This window comes from Chitinophaga caseinilytica, assembly GCF_038396765.1.
Taxonomy (GTDB): Bacteria; Bacteroidota; Bacteroidia; order Chitinophagales; family Chitinophagaceae; genus Chitinophaga; species Chitinophaga caseinilytica.
In genome coordinates this window covers 2,707,050-2,726,910 of record NZ_CP150096.1, presented here as the reverse complement: position 1 = coordinate 2,726,910, position 19,861 = coordinate 2,707,050, and the positions used below count along the sequence as shown (strand labels likewise).

The window sequence follows — 19,861 nt, the reverse complement described above, 5'->3', positions numbered from 1 at the left end:
AACATTCATGAATGGCCCGTTCACGCGGGCCATTTTTTTGCGCATCCCGCAAAAAGAAGGGCTGACATCTTCCGACGTCAGCCCCTGGGTTTCTCAATGTTCCTCTATCCTATTCGTATCCGTTCGGTTTTAATTGCGGATTGGTATTGAGCGCCTTCCGCGGGATCGGGAATACGCTGCGGTCTTTTCCGTCAACCGGTTTATCCCACCACTCGTTGCCGAAACGGCCCCAGCGCACGAGATCCGTTCTGCGGTGGCGCTCGCCGATAAACTCCCTTCCCAGTTCCAGCACGAATTCATCGTCCGTCAGTTTCACCAGGTTGGTCACGTAACTGTTCAGCGGCCAGGCAACGGCGGTGAAATTACGTTTGCGCACTGCATCGAGCAGTGTGGCCGCTTCGAGCCTGGCGCCCGCGCGGTACTTGCATTCGGCCAGTGCGAAATAAATCTCCGCCAGCCTGATTTCCGGTGCAGAATTGAACTGGAACAACTCCTGAGACATGGGCAGCCAGGGGAATTTCATGAGCCGCACGCCCGAGTTCTCTTCGCCCGTCAGCACCTGCGAACCTTCGCTCCAGCGGCCTCCCGGCTTTTCGGAGAAGCGCCCCACCTGGTCTACATAGGCCAGCGGCTTGTCTTTGTACTCTTCCGTTCCATTGATCTTCTTCGTACTGTCGAACCCGAAACCGGCCGCGTTATTGAATGCATATTGCTGGCCGATCAGGAAGAAACCTTCATACGTCGCGTTCCTCGACGTGGTCCGGAATGGTTGCTTGCGCATGTCGCCGGCGGTGTACCGTTCGTAAGGCATCCCCAGTTTGTAGGTGTACAGCGCCCCGTCGGGATTGCGGGAAGGCGTCAGATGCACGCCGTTCCATCCGCCCCAGTCATTGTCCAGCGAATAACGGGCCTGGTAGTGCATCGTGGCGTTGTACATCCAGCTGAATTCGTAGATGTTTTTGGCGTGGGGGAATTCGAAAATGTTCTCGGGAGAACGGTAATCCTTGATCCCCGACCGGAACGGCCCGCGGTAATCCGTATCCAGTGCGTACGTGCCGTATTTCCCGTTGATGATTTCCTGGGCCACGGCCGCGCATTCGGTATATTTCGGCTTCCCGATCCATTTCTCGGCGTTCAGGTACAGGCGCACGAGCAATGCCGCGGCACCGCCCTGGTCCCAGCGGCCTGCGCGGGTATTTTTAGGCAGCTGCGGAAGCGATTCCTTCAGCTCCTTTTCAATATAGGCGAAAACTTCTTCGGGAGACGACTGGCCCACCAGTTCCTGCGGTGTTTCGTAGATCGGCACCGTCCGGAAATAATCGATGAGGAAAAGATAGAACCAGGCGCGAAGTGTCCGCAGCTCGGCAATGTGGTTCGCTTTCTCCGCGTCGGTCAGCCCGATGGCCGGATAATTCAATGCCTGCAGGTCGCGCATGATGACGTTGCATTGCGCGATGCCCTGGTACGGGCCAGACCAGGCGCCGTAGATATGGTTATCGTCTGCCGTCCAGTTATGGCGGTGCAATCGCTGCCAGTCGCCGCCGTCGTATCCGTGAATGCCTTTCTGCGTCCATACGAGCTGGTCGGCCGTGAGCTCCGACACGAGCCAGCGGTCGCCGTCCCAGCCGCACCAGTGGCCGTGCTCGTACGGGCGTACTACGGCTGCGATGACGGATTTCTTGTCCTGGTAATATTTGTCTGCCGGCAGCACGTCGAACGGTTCTTCGTCCAGGTTGGTGCACGACGTGGCAGAGAAGATGCTTAGCAGCAAAAGGCTGCCTATTCTGGTTTTGAGTTTCATGGTCTTTTGCATTTACGTGGTTAGAAAGTTACCTGTGCGCCCAGCGTGAAAGTGCGGGTTACGGGATAGAGGCTCAGATCGCCATAGCCCGGCGTAAGACCGGCAACGCCGATGGCGGTGGGGTCGAGGCCGGAATATCCGGTGAGGGTGAACACGTTCCGCACGCTGCCGTACAGCCGGAAATTGTTCACGATCTTCGAATGCAGCTTGGGCGTCCAGCCAAGGGTTACGTTGTCCAGCCGGAAATAATCACCGTTCTCCAGGAAATAATCCGTGATGAGTTTCGACGATTTGATATGACCGTTGCGGCCATACGCATCCTTCAGGAGGTTGATCCCCTGTTCTGCCTGCAAACCATAATACATCTGGTAAAGGTTGAGTATCTGGTAATCGAACCGCCCGCGGAAAAAGAGGCTCAGGTCAAACGCCTTATAATTGAGCGTATTGCCCCACGACAGTTCGTATCGCGGCGCGCCGTGGCCGATGTACGTCCTGTCGCGATCGGCGTTCGCACTGCTGTACACGATCGCCTCCTTCCCTATCTGCCCGTCTTTCCACACCATGATCTGCCCCGCGTCGTTCACGCCCGCATAACGGTAACCGTAGAAACTGCCGAGCTCGGTTCCGGGATCGAGGCGGTACGCGTAGCCGGGGTTACCGGGCGACGGCAAACTCTGCAGTTCCCGGAAATTGCCGGTATATTCCGCGTTCGACCAGGTGATGAGTTTCGATTTGATATAAGAGCCGGTCACGCTGGTGTTGTAGGAGAAATCGCCGGATTTCACCGCTTCCCAGTTCAATGTCAGCTCCACGCCTTTCGAACTGGTGGTGCCCACGTTCACGAACATATTGGTGTGCAGGAACGCACCTACCGCCACTTCGTAGTTATCGAGCAGGCCTTTGCTTCGGCGGTCGAACACGTCGAGGCTGCCGCTGAGGCGGTTGTTGAGCAGTGCGAAGTCGAGCCCTACGTTATACGCCTGTGCTTTTTCCCAGGCGAGCCGCGGGTTGAAGTTGTTGCCCGGCCCGTACACGGAAATCCACTCGCCCTGGTCGTTCTGGTACATGCCATACTGTTGGTAGCGGAACATGGCCGTATACCGGTCGAAGCCGGAGCGGCCCGTCACCCCGTAGGAAGCGCGCAGTTTCAGGTCGTTGAAGATGCGGCTGTCCTTAAGCGCGGGCAGGTTAGAAATGCGCCATGCTGCGGACAAAGACGGGAACATGCCCCATTTGTTGTCTTTCCCGAATTTGGTGTTGCCTTCATAACGGAACGAAGCCGTGAGGAAGTAAGTGTCGTCGAAGTTATAGTTGACGCGGCCGAGGAAGGCGACGAGTTTCTCTTTCGATTTCCAGGAATCCATGCCGAGGCGGCCTTTTTCCTGGTTCCAGAGGCCTGCGCCGAGATTGTTGTAGCCGAAGCCATCACTGGGGAAGTCCATGTTCTCCGCCCAGAACGCCTGGTTGTTGAATTCCTGGTAAGAGTAACCGCCCATTACGGCGATGTCGTGCTTATCGATTTTGGTGTTGTAGTTGCCGATCCATTCCAGTGTATAATCCGTCCACTTTTCGTTTTGCAGGCGCGCGCGGCCGGTGCGGTCGTTGGAGATGGATTCGGGGGATTTGGAAGTGTAGTATTCCCGCTTCAGCATCTCGTGGCCCTGGCGTGCGAGCTTAACTTCGGTGTTGAGGTTTTTAAGAATGTGGAGCTTCACGTTCAGGTCAACGATGGAGTAATTCTGGTCTGCACCGTTTTCCCTGGCCAGCAGGTCGGCCACGGGGTTGTAGGTGTCGTAACCCGCGAGGAAGTTGTACTTCGTGGCATCGTTAGGGTCCATGATGGGAATGGTGGGATTCAGTTTCACGGCCTGGTTGAACGCGGCGTAATTGGTGTATTCCTCCTTCACGAAGCGTTGGGAAAGGTTACCGGAAAATTCCAGTTTCCCGTCGAGCACCTTTTGCTGGAAGTTGGCACGATAGCCGTATTCGTGGCGGTCAGACGCGATGTCGATCCCCTGTTTGGTGCGGAAGTTCCCCGACAGGCGGAAGATGGAGTTTTCGTTGCCGCCGGAAATGGTGAGGAACTGGTTGGTGCCGAAGTTGTCTTTGCGCAGGAGCTCGTTGTACCACTGGGTACGCGCGCCCTGGTCGTTGCCGCGGTTTTTGGCGAGGTATTCATCTGCGGAAAGGATGTCCGGTTTGGCGGCTACTGCGTCATGCTCGGCGTAGCTGTCGTAGGTCATGGTCACCCTTCCGCTCTTTCCTTTTTTCGTTTCCACCAGCACTACGCCATTGGCGCCGCGGGAGCCATAGATGGCGGCCGCTGCTGCGTCCTTGAGCACGGTGATGGAGGCGATGTCTTGCTGCATGACGTTGCGGAGGTCGCCTCCGGGCATCCCGTCGATGACGATGAGGGGCGAGTTGCCGGCGTTGAGGGAAGCGGCGCCGCGTACCTGTACGTCTGTGCTGCGGTTGGGATCGGCGGCGGCTGGGTTGGAAACGGTGACGCCGGCCACTTTACCGTCGATCTGTTGCAGGGGCGAGTTGAAGCCACCCTGGATGAAGTCTTTGCTTTGGACGGTGGTGACGGCGCTGGTGAGGTTCCGTTTGGCGACGGAGCCGTACCCTACTACGACTACGTCTGTCAGTGTTTTCTTGGAAAGGGCGAGCACGATGTTGAGCTCCGATTTTCCGGCCACGGGTACTTCCTGTGGTTCGTATCCGATGAAGGTGACGTTGAGCACGGCGTCATCGGGTGCGGTGAGCTTGAATTTCCCTTCGCCGTCGGAAACGGCGCCGGAAGTGGTGCCTTTGATCTGGATGGTGACGCCGGCGAGTGGGGCGCCGGAGTCGTCTTTCACGGTGCCGGTGATGTTTTTGGATTGCCCGAGCGCCTGGGCGCAGGCGAGGAGCAAAATGGGGACGGCAAGCCGAAAGCCTTTGCTAAATCGATTTAGCAAAAGTCCGCACATGCCCCTTGCAAGGAGTGTTGCAGTTTTCATTGTAGTTATGTTTTAGGATTGAGGAACAACTTCCCGGGCTAACAAGCCGGATGACGGCGTTAGATATGGCGTTGGCGAATGTTCCTGGCTACTTTACCGAAATCGAATCATGAAAATCTACCGGATATGCATCGGCTCCGGTGCCTGGCGCGTTGGCGGATCGTGTTCAGTCTAGTCATACGTGGGTCAATGAATTTTGGTTTCATAATACAATTCGTCCGTGGTTTTTCTACGTTCACTGCCGGCAATTTAACTTCTGTCTGATATGGCGGTTGACGGCGGGTAACTAGTGTTCGTCGATGGTTTCTAAATATGGTTTCACTCAATAAATCCGGTGGCTAACCGACTGGCCGACAAGATAAGAAGAAGGCAACTTCCATCCAAATAAAATTTATCTATATCTATGCCGAACCTCGCGCTGCGTGCGTACCGCAGCAAAATTCAGGCCGGGATTCCCACCGCTTCTACCCTCCCCCGATCACGATAACAAAAATGGTTCCCGTACATTATTATATCACTGCGCTCATCCCCCAAAATCCTGAATTCCCTACCCCTTCCACATCCTCAAATTAACCATCCTTCCGTCGCGCTTACGGTACAACATGTGGAAACCGAAGCCGCCAGGAATTTCAAAACACCGCAAACATCCTTTGATGAAATTCATCAACAGATCCCCGCTTCCCTTCCGTTTACCTATTCCATCCAATCAATCAGGGTTGATTTCTGTTGGTGAACTACTTCCCTGCATCCAGACTCCCGTTCCATCAACATATTGCATTCAAACAAACGCGGAGAAAATCCGTCGATGAATTGCTTCATCATATCTGAGCTCCTTTCCGTTAACCTAATCCATCCAAACGATCAGGGTTGATTTTCGTTGATGAACTACTTCCCTGCACACTGACTTCCTGTCCCAACCTTTCCAAAAACGACGAAAGACCGCACCATGGCGGTCTTTCGAAGAAAAATATAGCGGTTCCGACTAGTAGATCTTGTTCAGCGCATCCACATAAGCATGCACGCTCGCGTTCACGATATCGGTCGAATATCCGAAACCGTAATAGGATTTACCATCCTTATGCACGCGCATGTTCACCTTGCTCACGTCTTCACTTCCGCCGTGCATCGCCTGGATGCTGAATTCGTCGATAGTGATCTCGTCGTTGATGATGTTGGAAATGGCGTTGATGGTCGCGTTCACCGGACCGTTACCGGCCGCGCTCGCTTCCTTTTCTTCGCCGTTCACACGCAGTTTCACCGTAGCCATCGGGCGCAGGGGATCGCCGCAAACCACCTGGAGCAGCGTTACCTTGATCGCCTTATCGTCGTAATGGCCCGCATCGCCGTCGCCCATGAGCACCAGCAGATCATGGTCATTGATTTCCTTCTTGCTGTCGGCCATCTCGAGGAAACGTGCATACACTTCGTCGAGGTTGATCTTGTCGATCTTGTAACCCAGTCTTTCGAGGTGGTGCTTCAGCGCGTGGCGGCCGCTGCGCGCGGTGAGGATGATGGCGTTGGACGACAGGCCGATATCTTCCGGATCGAGGATTTCGTAGTTTTCGCGGTGTTTCAGCACACCGTCCTGGTGAATGCCGGAGCTGTGCGCAAACGCGTTGCGGCCCACGATCGCCTTGTTCGGCTGCACGGGCATGCGCATCATGTTAGACACGAGGTTGCTGATATCGTAAATGCGCTTGCTGTTGATGCCGGTATTATATCCCAGCGCATGGTGCGTTTTGAGGATCATCGCCACTTCTTCCAGGGAAGTGTTGCCGGCGCGCTCGCCGATGCCGTTGATGGTACATTCCACCTGGCGCGCACCGTTGATCACACCGGCGATGGTATTTGCCGTAGCCAGACCGAGGTCGTTATGGCAATGCACGGAAATGATCGCCTTGTCGATGTTGGATACATGGTCTACGAGGTATTTGATCTTGGCACCGTATTGTTCCGGCAGGCAATACCCGTTGGTATCCGGAATGTTCACCACGGTAGCGCCCGCGGCAATCACGGCTTCGATCATTTGCGCGAGGTAGGCATTGTCTGCACGGCCTGCGTCTTCTGCATAAAACTCAACGTCGTCCACGAACTTGCGGGCGTATTTCACGGCGCTCACAGCTCTTTCGAGGATGGCTTCGCGGGTGGAGTTGAATTTATATTTGATGTGCATGTCGGATGCTCCGATGCCGGTGTGGATGCGCTTACGCTTGGCGAACTCCAGTGCAGACGCAGCGGCGTCGATGTCGGCCGTATTGGCGCGCGTAAGCGCGCAGATGACCGGTTCGGACACTGCCTTGGATATCTCCACAACGCTCTGGAAATCGCCGGGGCTGGAGATGGGGAAGCCGGCTTCGATCACGTCTACACCGAGGGCTTCGAGCTCTTTTGCTACGATAATCTTCTCCACGGTGGTGAGCTGACAGCCGGGCACTTGCTCGCCGTCGCGCAGCGTGGTATCAAATACGTATACTCTATTCTTATCCATGATATTGTAAACAGTTGATTAGTTAAGGTTTTTCAGCACCTGGGCGCCCATCGCATCGGTACCCAGCAGCATATCGTTGGCGGTATGTTTATTGGCGATGTCCATGGTCCGGTAGCCCTGGCGCAGCGTGGCGTCTACGGCGCGGATCACGCGCTGCGATTCGTCTTTCAAGCCGAAAGAAATATCGAGCAGCAGGGCGGCCGACAGGATGGAAGCCAGCGGATTGGCGATGCCTTTGCCGGCGATGTCGTGCGCGGAACCGTGGATAGGCTCGTAGAACCCTACGCGGTCGCCCACGGAGGCCGATGCCAGCATGCCCATGGAGCCCGCGATCTGCGAAGCCTCGTCGGTGAGGATGTCGCCGAACAGGTTGCCGGTCACCACCACATCGAAGCGTTTCGGGTCTTTGATGAGCTGCATGGCGGCGTTGTCGATGAACATGTGCTCGGTTTCCACGTCGGGATATTCTTTCGCGATTTCCTGCACTACTTCTCTCCACAGGCGGGAAGCTTCCAGTACGTTGGCTTTGTCTACGGAGCAGAGTTTCTTCCGGCGCGTGCGGGCGGCTTCGAAAGCCTTCCGGGCGATGCGCTCCACTTCGTATTTGTGATAGATCATGAGGTCGGAAGCGGTGGCGCGGTCTTCGCTGCGCTGCTTCTCCCCGAAATACACGTCGCCGGTCAGTTCGCGGAAAAAGAGGATATCGGCCCCCTGGAGGATTTCCGGCTTGATGCTGGAAGCCTGCAGCAGGTCGTCGAACAGTTTGATAGGGCGCAGGTTGGCGTAGAGGCCCAGTTCCTTGCGGATTTTGAGCAGCCCCTGTTCCGGGCGGACCTTGGCGGTAGGGTCGTTGTCGTATTTGGCGTGGCCGATGGCGCCGAAAAGGATCGCGTCGGATGCGCGCGCCTTGTCGAGCGTTTCAGCCGGCAGCGGATCGCCCGTGGCCTCGATGGCTACGTGGCCCATGATGCCCTCGTCAAACGTAAATGTATGATTGAAATTCGCCGCAATCGTTTCCAGCACTTTCTTACCCCACGCGGTTACTTCCTGTCCGATCCCGTCTCCGGGTATTACCAGTATTTTCTTTGAAACTCCCATAGATTGTTTTAGAAATTAAAAGGTCTTGTTGTTTCGTATGTTTCGATCTCGTTGCGGAGGCTGAGGAGATAATCGATATCGTCGTACCCGTTGAGCAGGCATGTTTTTTTGTAGGGATTGATGTCGAAGTTTTCCTTCTCCCCCGTTGCCTTAATTTCGATGAACTGCTCTTCCAGGTTCACTTCGATGGCGGCGGAAGGCACTTTTTCAACGGCGCGGAAGATCTTCTGCAGAAAATCTTCGCTCACCTGCACGGGCAGGATGAAGTTGTTGAGCGCGTTGTTTTTGAAAATATCGGCGAAGAAGCTGCTCACCACTACTTTGAAACCGTAGTCGCCCAGCGCCCAGGCGGCATGTTCGCGGGAGGAGCCACAGCCGAAGTTCTTGCCGGCTACCAGCACTTTGCCTTTGTAGATATCGTTATTGAGCACGAAGTCCGCCTTCGGCGTATTGTCTTCGCTGAAACGCCAGTCGCGGAAAAGGTTTTCACCGAAACCGTCGCGGGTGGTGGCTTTCAGGAATCGGGCCGGGATGATCTGATCCGTATCGATGTTTTCTATCGGTAAGGGTACCACGGAGGATACCAGGTTTGCGAATTTTTTGTCCATGTTGATGGTGCTGTTTCAGGGAATTAAATCATTGCGCGCACGTCTGCCACTTTGCCGGTGATGGCCGCTGCGGCGGCGGTCAGCGGACTTGCCAGGAAGGTCCGGGCGTTGGGGCCCTGCCTGCCTTCGAAGTTGCGGTTGGAGGTGGCGATGCAATATTTTCCTGCCGGGATTTTGTCTTCGTTCATGGCCAGGCAAGCGGAGCATCCGGGCTGGCGCAGCTGGAAGCCGGCGGCTTCGAAGATTTTGTCGATCCCTTCTGCGATGGCCTGTGCTTCCACTTGCTTGGAGCCGGGCACGATCCAGACGGTTACGTCTTCGGCTTTCTGTTTTCCTTTCACGAATTCGGCCACCATGCGGAGGTCTTCGATGCGGGAATTGGTGCAGCTGCCGATGAAAACGTAATCCACTTTTTTGCCGAGGAGCTGGCTGCCGGGCTGAAGGTCCATGTACTGGAGGGATTTGGAGAACGAAAGCTGTTCTTTCTCTTCGATGTCCGCCAGTGCAGGGATGTTTCCGGTAACGCCCATGCCCATGCCGGGATTGGTGCCGTAAGTGATCTGCGGCTCGATGTCGGCGGCGTCGAAGGTCAGTTCGGCGTCGAACACGGCATCATCGTCGGTACGGAGGGTGTTCCAGTACGCGAGGGATTTTTCCCAGTCTTCGCCTTTGGGGGCGAATTCCCGGCCTTTGATATATTCGAAAGTAGTGTTGTCGGGAGCGATGAGGCCGCCGCGGGCGCCCATTTCGATAGACATGTTGCAGATGGTCATGCGGGCTTCCATGCTGAGGCTCCGGATGGCTTCGCCGGCGTATTCCACGAAATAACCGGTGCCGCCTGCGGCCGTGATCTGGGAAATGATGTAAAGAATGATGTCCTTGGATAAGACGCCTTTCTTCAGCTGGCCGTTTACAGTTATGCGCATCCTTTTGGGTTTGTACTGCAGGATGCACTGGGTGGCCAGTACCTGTTCCACTTCGCTCGTACCGATCCCGAAGGCTACGGCACCGAAGGCGCCGTGAGTGGAGGTGTGGGAATCGCCGCAGACGATGGTCATGCCCGGCAGGGTGATGCCCAGTTCGGGGCCGATCACGTGAACGATGCCCTGGTAAGGATGGCCGAGGCCGTATAATTCCACGCCGAACTCGGCGGTGTTCTGCGTGAGCATTTCCACCTGCTTGCGGCTCAGGGCTTCCTTGATGGGCAGGTGCTGATCGAGGGTGGGAACGTTATGGTCTGCCGTGGCCCGCGTTTTTGCCGGACGGAACACGGGAACGCCCCGCTTCCGCAATCCGTCGAACGCCTGGGGGCTCGTTACTTCATGTATGAAATGCGTGTTGATGTAGACCGCGTCCGGATGGCCCGGCCGGCTCGCCACAATGTGGCTGTCCCAAATCTTGTCGAATAATGTTTTCCCCATGCGAATTTGACTTTATAAACCGGGTATCAATACATGCATCTTGACAATTATATGTTAAATATTAACCCTCAATATGCATTTATCTTCAAACCCTTATATTTGCTTTTCCTATCACTTTACATCTTCAAATCTAATTGACACTTTTAAACCTCAGTTCGTTAAATTTGTCAATATTACGATTAGCAACTGTCACCTGAGGCCATTAACTTATTGAAAGTCAAATTATTATAATCCAATAACAACGATGTCCAACACGCAGAACGACGCCTTGTTCATACTCATAAAAACGCTCACTAAAGCAGAAAAAAGGAACTTCCAGCTGGCTTTTAACCGGGACAATACGAAAGAAGACGTACTTTTCATACAGTTGTTCAATGCGCTCGACAAGATGAAGGAGTACGACGACGAGCAGATCCTCCGCCGTGTGCCCGACATCAAGAAGCAGCAGCTGAGCAATATCAAGGCACATCTGTACAAACATCTCCTCACCACCCTGCGGTTGCTTTACAAAACGAAGGATGCGCTCATCGAGCTGCGGGAGCAGCTGGATTACGCCAGGGTATTGTATAACAAGGGTTTATACAATCAAAGCCTGAAAATCCTCGCCAAAGCGAAAGTTTCTGCCCGCGAGCAGGAAGAAGTGATGCTGTACTTCGAGATCGTGGAGTTCGAAAAACTCATCGAAACCCGGCACATCACCCGCAGCCTCGACAACCGCGCGGAGGAACTGTCTGAAGAAAGCCGCCTCATCAACGAGCAGCTCAACAACGTATCGCGCCTCTCTACCCTGGCACTCCGCATGTACGGGCTTTATCTCAAACTCGGCCACGCGCGCGACGAGAAAGATACCCTCATGCTCAAGTCGTTCTTCGACACCAACCTCCCGCCCGTCCAGCAGCAGCAGATGAGTTTTTACGAGCGCATCTACCTCTACCAGGCGTATTGCTGGTATTACTATATCCTGCAGGACTTCGTCATGTATTACCGGTACACGCAGAAATGGGTGGACCTTTTCAGCGAATATCCCGCACTGAAGGATACGGACATGGATTTGTACATCAAGGCCATGCATAACCTGCTGACGGCGCACTTCCATACCATGAACCACGACAAGTTCACCGAAGTGCTCCAGGAGATGGAAAATTTCATCACCGAAAAAGAGGAAAGCCTCAACGAGAACACGCGTACCAATGCGTTCGTGTATCTGTATACCGGCAAGGTCAACCGCCACTTCCTCGACGGCACTTTTTCGGAAGGGCTCAAGCTGGTGGAGGAAGTAGAGGAAAAGATCAGCGAGCATCAGTTGACGGTAGACCAGCATCGCGTGCTTGTTTTCTACTATAAGATCGCGTGTTTGTATTTCGGCAGCGGCGATAACGACAATGCCATCATTTATCTCAATAAGATCATCCAGCTGAAGATCGGGAACCTCCGGGCGGATATCCAGTGCTTCGCGCGGATCCTGCACCTGATCGCGCATTACGAGCTGGAGAACTACAGCCTGGTGGAATATCTCATCAAATCGGTGTATCACTTCATCGCCAAGAACAAAGACCTTAGCCAGGTGATGGAGGAAATCCTGAAGTTCCTCCGCAAAAACATGTACGCCAATCCCCGCGCGCTGCGCACGGCTTTCCGCGACCTGAAAGGCAAACTGGAGATCATCGCGAAAAACCCTTACGAACGCCGCAGCTATCTGTATCTCGACATCGTGAGCTGGCTCGAAAGCAAGATCGAGGGCATCCCCGTGCAGGAGGTCATCCAGCAGAAATTCAGGAACAAGGTGCCGCGGATCTAGGGCATGAAAAAGGGGGCCAAAGCCCCCTTCGTCGTTTTAATTACTTTCCTTTCATACATACTACCATCCCGGGTTCTGCGGTTTCAGCTGCGGGTTGAGGTTCATTTCCTGCAGCGGCAGCGGATAGAGGTACAATTTATCGTTCCAGGTTCGGTTCGGGATGTCTGTATACACGCGGATGTGATCGTCTGCATCCACCTGGATGCCTGCTACCTGCGATGCGGGATATTGCGCGCGCAGTGCGGCGGTCAGTTTCATGCCCACGATGGTTTTCGGGTTGTTGATGAGCGACCCGGCTTTCCAGCGGATGATATCGTCGAACCGGAAGTTCTCCTGTGCCAGCTCGATGCGGCGCTCGCGGCGGATTTCGTCGAGCAGCACGCCCAGTGCGGGGAAAGTGGAGTTCGGGTCCTTCACCAGTGCGGCGATGATCATATGCGGCATGCCTACGCGGTCGCGGATTTTATTGATGGTTTGATCGATAATCGCCTGCGAAGCTTCGCCCAGTTCCGCTTTGGCTTCTGCGTAGATCAGCAGCGTTTCTGCGTACCGGATGAGGAAGAGGTCGAGGGTGGATTGATTGGCGACCCACTGCACGGGGTCCGGGCTTTTGTACTTCGCGCTGGCGTAACCGGTGGTAACGGCGGGGATGCGGGGAAGGGTGATCTTGTCGGCCGAGCCGTCTGCATTCTGCGTCACCACATAATCGCGGGTAACGATGAGCTGGGTGTATCGCGGATCGCGGTTGGTGCGCTCTTTATCGGGGGTATCATCTCCCTGGTACCGCGGGCTCAGGCCGATCGGCAGCCCGTCGTCGCACAGGATCGATTCCACGAAATCCTTACTGAAGCTGGGCCATACGTCGGCGATCTGGCGGGTGGTGTTGTGCATCGACTGGTCTTTGACGAACCTCCGTGCCCACACCGCTTCCTTGTTCCCGCGCAGTTCTTCCTGGATGAACAGGTTCACGTAATCTTTTGCGGGAGTGCCGGAGGTGTAGATGGCGTAGTTGCCGCTGTTGATCACGGCTTCGGCGGCGGTGGCGGCTTCGCGGAGCCATGCGTCGGCACCGGCCAGGCCGCGGTATTTGCGGTAAGTACCTTCCCACAGGCAGATGCGGGCCTTCATCGCATTGGCGATATCCTTGTTGATGCGGTCTTGCTCTGCGCTGGCGGGCACGGGCAGGTTGGCCACGGCGTAATTGAGGTCTTTGAGCACGGTGTCCATCACCACGGCGCGGGGCGTTCTCGGGGCGAAGAGCTCGGGAGAATTCTCGTTCAGGTCTTTCCCGAACCAGGTCACATCCCCGAACTGCACCACTTTACGCCACCAGGTGAACGCGCGGAAGAATTTCACTTCGCCGGCATATTTGGCCTTTACCTGCGCCGAAGCGTCGGCACGCTCGTACCGCGCGAGGAAATAATTGGCTTCGCGCTCGTTGGTCCACGTCCAGCCACCGCCTGTATTGGGAACGGTGTATGTTCCGGCGAGGAAGGCATTACGGTCGCGGGGCACGAAGTTGTCTGACCCCACATCGCCGGTATGGCCCTGGAACGGAACGAGCGTGTAGAAACGGTTGGCGTATATTTTCAGGTCGTTTTCATTCTTGAAGAAAGTGGCGTCGCTAAGCCGGTCTTGCGGCAGGCGGTCGAGCAAATCCTTTTTGCAGGCTGCGCCGAATACGAGGGCGAGCATGGCGATTGATATGATGCGCGTTTTTTTCATTTCATACTGTTTTTAGATCAACGGATTCGAATGCGGTTACAGGCCCAGTTGCAGACCGAACGAGATGGTGCGGCTCAGCGGGTAGCTGTCGGCCCCCAGCAGTTCGGGGTCGAACGCTTTGTGCATTTTGGTGATGGTAAACAGGTTCTGTCCGGTAGCGAAAACGCGCAGGCGCTGGATTTTCGCCACGCGCAGCCATTCCGCCGGCAGGGTGTAGCCCAGCGTCAGCTGCTTCAACCGGGCGTAAGCCGCGTTCTGCAGGTATTTGGACTGCGCCTGGAAATTGCCGCCGCCTTCGAAGCGCAGGCGGGGATAATAGGCATTGGTATTGTCGGGGCGCCAGTAATTGGTATGGTACTCCATCGGCACGGCCCATTCGCTCGCAAATCCCCAGAAATAGTTACCACCCGGCATCCAGTCGCGCTTGCCTACGCCCTGGAAGAACGCGGTGAAGTCGAAACCCTTGTATTCGATGCCGAGGTTCACGCCGTAGGTATAACGGGGAGTCGTGTTGCCGATGATCTTCTGATCGCCGGGGTCAGACAAGGTGCTGCTGCCGCGGGTGATCTTTTTATCGCCGTTCAGGTCTCTGTAACGGATATCGCCGGCGAGCCATTTACCGGCCCAGATCTGCGTTTGGTCGGTTGCCGCCGCTTCTTCGTTGGATGTAAAGAATCCGTCGGTCTCCAGCCCCCAGATCTCGTTCCATTTCTTGCCCACGTAATGATCGCCGATGTTGCCGGTAGGATTGTTTTCGTAACGGGTGATTTCTGCCTGGTTGTCGGCCAGCACGAGCGATACATTATACCGCACATCGCTTCCGATCTTGTCTTTCCAACCGATCGCCAGTTCCCATCCCCTGTTCATCAGGTCAGCCGAGTTGCGTGCGGGAGAGCTGGTGCCGAGGATGGCGGGCAGCAGGCGGCCTGCGGTGATCATGTCCGTCGTTTTGCGGCGGTAGATATCGAAACCGAGGGTGAGCCGGTCGTTGAGCGCAGTGAGGTCCAGCCCGAAGTTCAGCGTCGTTACTTTTTCCCAGGTAAAATCCGCGCTTACCAGTGCCGGGGCGCCCACAATTACACCGGGATTGTTGCCGAACAGGTAGCCGGTGGTGCCGGTGGGCATGAAGGTGATGTAGGGATACGGGTTGTCGCTCAGCTGGTTGGGCAGCATGCCGTAGGAAGCGCGCAGCTTCAGATCGTTCACCCAGCTTTTCGCACCGGCGAAGAAATTCTCTTCAGACACGCGCCAGGCGGCAGATACCGAAGGCGAGAACACGTTCCGCTTGCCGCGGGCGTAGCGGGAAGTTCCGTCGTATCGGCCCGTCAACTGTAACAAATATTTTTCCTTGAAATCGTAATTGGCGCGGAAGAAACCACCGCGAACGGCCCATTCGGAGATCGAGTTGGCGACGGATTGCGACGTGGCGGTAGGATCGTTGTTCGGCGTGAGGCTTTCCATCGTAGGATCGAGGAGGTTGCGGCCGGTGGCGCTGAACGAGAGATTCTGTTTCAGCTCTTCGTTGTAACCCGCCATGAGCTTCAGGTTGTGGTTACGCGCGAAAGTGGTGAAGTATTCCGAATAGATATTGATGGCATGATACCCGTCGTTGGAAGCCCGGCGGATGAGGCGGTCGGGGTTCGTCCAGGGATAGGTGCCGATCAGCCTTCCGTCTACCCCATATTCCTTGAACGCTTTGTAGTGGATGCTTCTGCCCGCGCCGTAATTGTTCCAGGTCAGATCGCCGACGATGCGGAGGTTGCGGAGCAGTTTTACGGTAAACCCGCCGGTGAGCCAGATATCGGTTTTGTTTTCTTTAACGCGCCCGTTTTCGGCCATCACGGCGAAAGGGTTCGTGAAGCTGCCCTGTCCTGCCCAGTTCCCGTCGGGGTGTTTAACGGGCATGATGGGACGGAGGTCACTGGAAATAAACGCGAAATCGTTCACATTGCTTTCCGCGAACTGCGTGGCGTTCGGCGTATTGAAATCGGACCGGTTCAGGGCCGCTTTGAAATTCAGATCGAGCCAGGAAGTGGCTTCGGCGTTGAGGCGCAGCGATGCGTTGTAGCGTTTGTACCGCTGATCGGCCGCTTCGATAAGCCCGTCCTGCTTGAGATATCCCAGGCTGGCCACGTAGGAGATTTTCCCGGAACCGCCGCTGAGGGAGAAGGAATTGTCCCACATGGGCGCCCAACCGGGATAGAGCTCATCCAGCCAGTTGGTATTGCCTACATAGCGGTATTTATTCGGGTTGTTGGGATCTACGTATACGGGCGAAGTGTTGGCGGGATTATTATAATATTCCGCGGCGCGGATGGAATCCTCCGCCGTAAAGGGTTCCGAAGAAGTTCTGCCGCCGTCGGCGCCGGTCCTGTCTGCCTCGCGGAACATGCGGATATAATCAACGGAGTTGATATATTTCGGCATGTAAGTAGGGCGGTTGAAGGAGTAGGTACTGTTGACAGACAGCCGCATGGGCTGATGTTTGTTGGGGTTCTTGGTGGTGATGAGGATCACGCCGTTGGCGGCACGGGAGCCGTAGATGGCGGCGGAGCCCGCGTCTTTGAGCACGGTAACGTTCTGTACGTCTGCCGGGTTGATGAGGTTGGGGTCCATCACTACGCCGTCTACCAGCACAAGCGGCGCGTCGTTGCCGGATGTGATGGAGCCGGCGCCGCGGATATTGAAAGTGGCTCCCCGGCCGGGGGCGCCGTTGTTCATGTTCACGTTCAGGTTCGGCACTACGCCCTGGAGCCCCTGGGCCAGGTTCACGAGCGGACGGCTTTCCAGCACTTCGCCGCCCACGGAGGCCACGGCGCCGGTGAGGTTCGCTTTTTTCTGGGTACCATATCCGACCACCAGCACTTCCTGCAAACCGGCTACATCGGCTTCCAGGACGATGTCGAGCTGATCTTTGCCCGCTACCGGTATTTCCTGCTTTTTGAAGCCCATCATGCTGATCACGAGCACATCGCCGTTGTTCACTTCTATTTCGAAGCGCCCTTCGGCATCGCTGGCCACGCCTTTGGTGGTGCCTTTGATGACGATGGTGGCGCCGGGAACGGGGCCGCCCTTGCTGTCTGTCAGCTTACCGGTCAGGCGCTTGAACTGCTTGTTTTCGATATCGTTGCCGAGCACCACCAGTCGGTCGTCCATCACGCGGTAGCGCATGTGGCTGGCGAGCACGAGCGACATCACGTCTGCCAGGTTGCTGTTGGTCACGTTAAGCGATACCGGCGGGAGTTTGCGGAGCTCATCGCTGTTATAGAAAAAACGGTACGACGTTTTCATCTCGATCATGGCGAGCACCTGGCTCACCGGCAGCTTGTCGGCCTGCACGCTGATACGTTTTTGCGAATAGACGCCGGCATGTACCTGCAGGAAAAGGCAGGTCAGCACAAAACTCATCTTCATGATCAGCAATAGTTGATGCCACTGCCTGTTGGCAGCGTGTTTTGTAAATAATTTCATAGATTTGATTGTTAAGTCAAGGCAATAGGAAACCCGTTGAAATCCAAAGCAGACGGATTTCCTGCATACTTACTGAACGGGGAATGTTGGCGCATTTCCCGTTTCTATTTCCAGACGGTGGGCGTCAGGAAGGCTGGAAAGTGGAACGTGGTAAACTGTACATTGTTAGCAATTTTTGTTAGTAAATGATGATCTTGGTCGCGGTGACTTTGTATTTTATCGGTTTGATCGTGGTCAGAATTTCCAGAATCTGCGAAACCGGTTCATTTTCTACGCTGCCGGTGAAGCGGGTTTGTTTGAGGGCTTCGTCCTGGATTTCCACTTCCACGTTGTACCATCGTTCCAGGCGGCGCGCGAGGATTTCGAGGGGCTCGTCGTTGAACACGAGCCTGTTTTCGACCCAGGCGCCGGCGGTAAGCGAGCTGTCTTGCTGGTCGGTATCCGCGGCGAGGAGCGTCACTTTGGGCGGCGCGGGATCGACCCGGGCGGCTGTTTTGGCTGGCGGCGGATTGCTGACTACGGCCAGTTTCTGCCGGGGTTCCAGGAGATAGCTTTTCCCTTCTTTTTTCACGGTCACTTCTACTTTACCCGAAATGAGGGTGGTTTCCGTTTTTGATTCGGAATCGTACGCCTGGAGGTTGAATTCCGTGCCCAGTACGCGTACTACGACTGAATTGGTGGTTACAATGAATGGATGCTCGGCGTTTTGCGCCACTTTGAAATATCCTTCTCCGTTGAGGCGCACTTCGCGTGCCCCGTTGCGGAAGCCTTCTGCGTACGATAGGGAGCTGCCGGCGTTGAGGACTACCTCAGTGCCGTCTGGCAGGGTGAGCTTCGATTTGCTGCCTTTGCGCGTTTGCACGGTGCTCCAGCCTTTGTCTTCCGACGTGCCATCCCCGATCCAGAACCAGGCGCCGGCGCAGAGGGCGGCGGCGAGGGGAACGGCGGTGAGCCAAAGTTTGCGTAGGCGGCGTGCGCGGGGCATTTCGGCCGGCATTTCTTCGGCCGGGTCTCCGGCGGCGGCGAATATGCGGCCCAGCAGTTCTTCTTTCCTTTCAGGAGGCGTTTCGGTGCTCCTGAACTGCAACGAACCCAATATTTCGTATTGCCTGACGGCTTCGGGGAACTGTTTTTTCAGGATGTCCAGCTCCGGCCGCTCTTTCTCGGTGAGCCTGCCAGACAATTCCTTGCCGAGTAATTCCCAAAGCTTTTGTTCTTGTTCCATGCTGGAAAAAATCAGGTGGTTAATTAATTAGACACGGTTTTTCGACCGTCCAGTTAAAAGACTTGAAAAAAAATTTTGTCGCCCCGTCATTTGCGGAGGAGGGGGATGCGGAAGGGCTTGCGCAGGTCGATGGCGGAGCCGAGTTTTTTCAGGGCGATGGTGATCTGGGCGTTAACGGTGTTGACGGAGATATCGAGGACTTCGGCCACTTCGCGGTACGACAGTCCGTCTTCCTTTACGAGCTTGAAAATGAGCCGGCAGCGGAGGGGCAGTCCGTTTACCGCTTGTTCTATCTGGCGGAGGTTTTCGCGGCTGATGAGGGATTCTTCCGGAGACACTACGCAGGGCATGAGGCCGGCGTGCTGGTCGTCGAGTTCTTCGTGGGGGAAAAGCGAGCGGGATTTGTGATTGAGGGCGGTGTTGCGGACGGCGGTGTAGAGGTAGGTCTGGAAGTATTGGATTTCCGGGAGGCGGGTGCGGTTCTGCCAGAGTTTCACGAACACATCGGCCACTACTTCTTCGGCTTCTTCGCGGGAGCGGACGAGCGCCGCGGCGAAATAAATGAGGCGGTCGCTGTAATGGGAAAAGAGCTGGCCGAAAGCCAACTGGTCACTGTTTTTCGCAATTCGGTCCAACAACTGCTCCATCCGCGGAATTTAACGTTATATGCAAGTTACGGGAGGAACCGACACGCTCGTGATACGATTTTCACATTGAAATCCTGTTTTTTAACCCAATCCCGCGAATGCGGCTGCTTCCTTCCTTATCCACATCTTTCCCGGCCGGGAATGATCGTACGTTTGGCAGGGGTATCCCTTACTTCCTGTTATGCACTGTTTTTATCCGCGGAAGGTTGGCGATGGTGGAAAAAGAGGAGCTTCCTTCCTTATCCACATCGTTCCCGGCCGGGAGCCATCGTACGTTTGGCAGGGGTATCCCTTACTTCCTGTCATGCACTGTTTTTATCCGCGGAAGGTTGGTGATTGGGGAATACGAAGGCATTCCCCTTACTTCCTGTCATGCATTGTTTTTATCCGCGTTTTTATTCACGAAAGGATGACGATGGTGGATAACGTAGGCATCCCTTACTTCCTGTTATCCACTGTTTTATCCATGGAAGGATGACGATGGTGGATAACGAAGGCATCCCTTTCCTCCTGTTATGCATTTTTTTATACATGGAAGGATGGCGATGGGGATAACGAAGGCACCCCTTTGCTCCTG

At 55.4% G+C, this 19,861-nt stretch carries 11 protein-coding genes; 1 reads left to right on the top strand and 10 read right to left on the bottom strand.

Translation table 11 applies throughout. From position 1 onward, the window contains the following. Nucleotides 1–109: 109 nt before the first annotated feature. The 6 genes from WJU22_RS11415 to leuC form a co-directional block, all read right to left on the bottom strand. On the bottom strand, nucleotides 110–1,801 hold the full coding sequence (locus WJU22_RS11415) for a RagB/SusD family nutrient uptake outer membrane protein (RefSeq protein ID WP_341843362.1): 1,692 nt from the start codon (nucleotides 1,799–1,801) through the stop codon (nucleotides 110–112). Nucleotides 1,802–1,821: 20 nt separating this feature from the next. Next, on the bottom strand, nucleotides 1,822–4,716 hold the full coding sequence (locus tag WJU22_RS11410; protein ID WP_341843361.1) for a SusC/RagA family TonB-linked outer membrane protein: 2,895 nt from the start codon (nucleotides 4,714–4,716) through the stop codon (nucleotides 1,822–1,824). A gap of 1,069 nt (nucleotides 4,717–5,785) precedes the next feature. Beyond that, nucleotides 5,786–7,291, bottom strand: a complete 1,506-nt coding sequence (locus tag WJU22_RS11405; protein WP_341843360.1) for a 2-isopropylmalate synthase — start codon at nucleotides 7,289–7,291, stop codon at nucleotides 5,786–5,788. Between the two features lie 18 nt (nucleotides 7,292–7,309). Then, nucleotides 7,310–8,389: a 3-isopropylmalate dehydrogenase gene (gene leuB, locus WJU22_RS11400; RefSeq protein ID WP_341843359.1), complete on the bottom strand. Its 1,080-nt coding sequence runs from the start codon at nucleotides 8,387–8,389 to the stop codon at nucleotides 7,310–7,312. Between the two features lie 8 nt (nucleotides 8,390–8,397). After that, complete coding sequence (leuD, locus tag WJU22_RS11395) at nucleotides 8,398–8,997, bottom strand: 3-isopropylmalate dehydratase small subunit (RefSeq protein WP_341843358.1); 600 nt, start codon at nucleotides 8,995–8,997, stop codon at nucleotides 8,398–8,400. A gap of 23 nt (nucleotides 8,998–9,020) precedes the next feature. Next, on the bottom strand, nucleotides 9,021–10,418 hold the full coding sequence (leuC, locus tag WJU22_RS11390) for a 3-isopropylmalate dehydratase large subunit (RefSeq protein ID WP_341843357.1): 1,398 nt from the start codon (nucleotides 10,416–10,418) through the stop codon (nucleotides 9,021–9,023). 244 nt (nucleotides 10,419–10,662) lie between these two features. Between leuC and WJU22_RS11385 the strand changes: the two genes are divergently transcribed. Continuing rightward, complete coding sequence (locus WJU22_RS11385) at nucleotides 10,663–12,216, top strand: hypothetical protein (protein ID WP_341843356.1); 1,554 nt, start codon at nucleotides 10,663–10,665, stop codon at nucleotides 12,214–12,216. Between the two features lie 60 nt (nucleotides 12,217–12,276). Here the strand turns inward: WJU22_RS11385 and WJU22_RS11380 are convergent, their stop codons facing one another. The 4 genes from WJU22_RS11380 to WJU22_RS11365 all read right to left on the bottom strand — a co-directional run bounded on the left by WJU22_RS11380 (nucleotide 12,277) and on the right by WJU22_RS11365 (nucleotide 19,284). Then, entirely contained in the window at nucleotides 12,277–13,941 is a 1,665-nt protein-coding gene (locus tag WJU22_RS11380; protein WP_341843355.1) for a RagB/SusD family nutrient uptake outer membrane protein, read from the bottom strand. Nucleotides 13,942–13,977: 36 nt separating this feature from the next. Continuing rightward, on the bottom strand, nucleotides 13,978–17,412 hold the full coding sequence (locus tag WJU22_RS11375; RefSeq protein WP_341843354.1) for a TonB-dependent receptor: 3,435 nt from the start codon (nucleotides 17,410–17,412) through the stop codon (nucleotides 13,978–13,980). Nucleotides 17,413–17,590: 178 nt separating this feature from the next. Continuing rightward, nucleotides 17,591–18,637 carry a FecR family protein gene (locus WJU22_RS11370; RefSeq protein ID WP_341843353.1) on the bottom strand — a complete coding sequence of 349 codons (1,047 nt, stop codon included), beginning with the start codon at nucleotides 18,635–18,637 and terminating at the stop codon, nucleotides 17,591–17,593. Nucleotides 18,638–18,723: 86 nt separating this feature from the next. Then, on the bottom strand, nucleotides 18,724–19,284 hold the full coding sequence (locus tag WJU22_RS11365; protein ID WP_341843352.1) for an RNA polymerase sigma-70 factor: 561 nt from the start codon (nucleotides 19,282–19,284) through the stop codon (nucleotides 18,724–18,726). Between the last annotated feature and the right edge of the window lie 577 nt (nucleotides 19,285–19,861).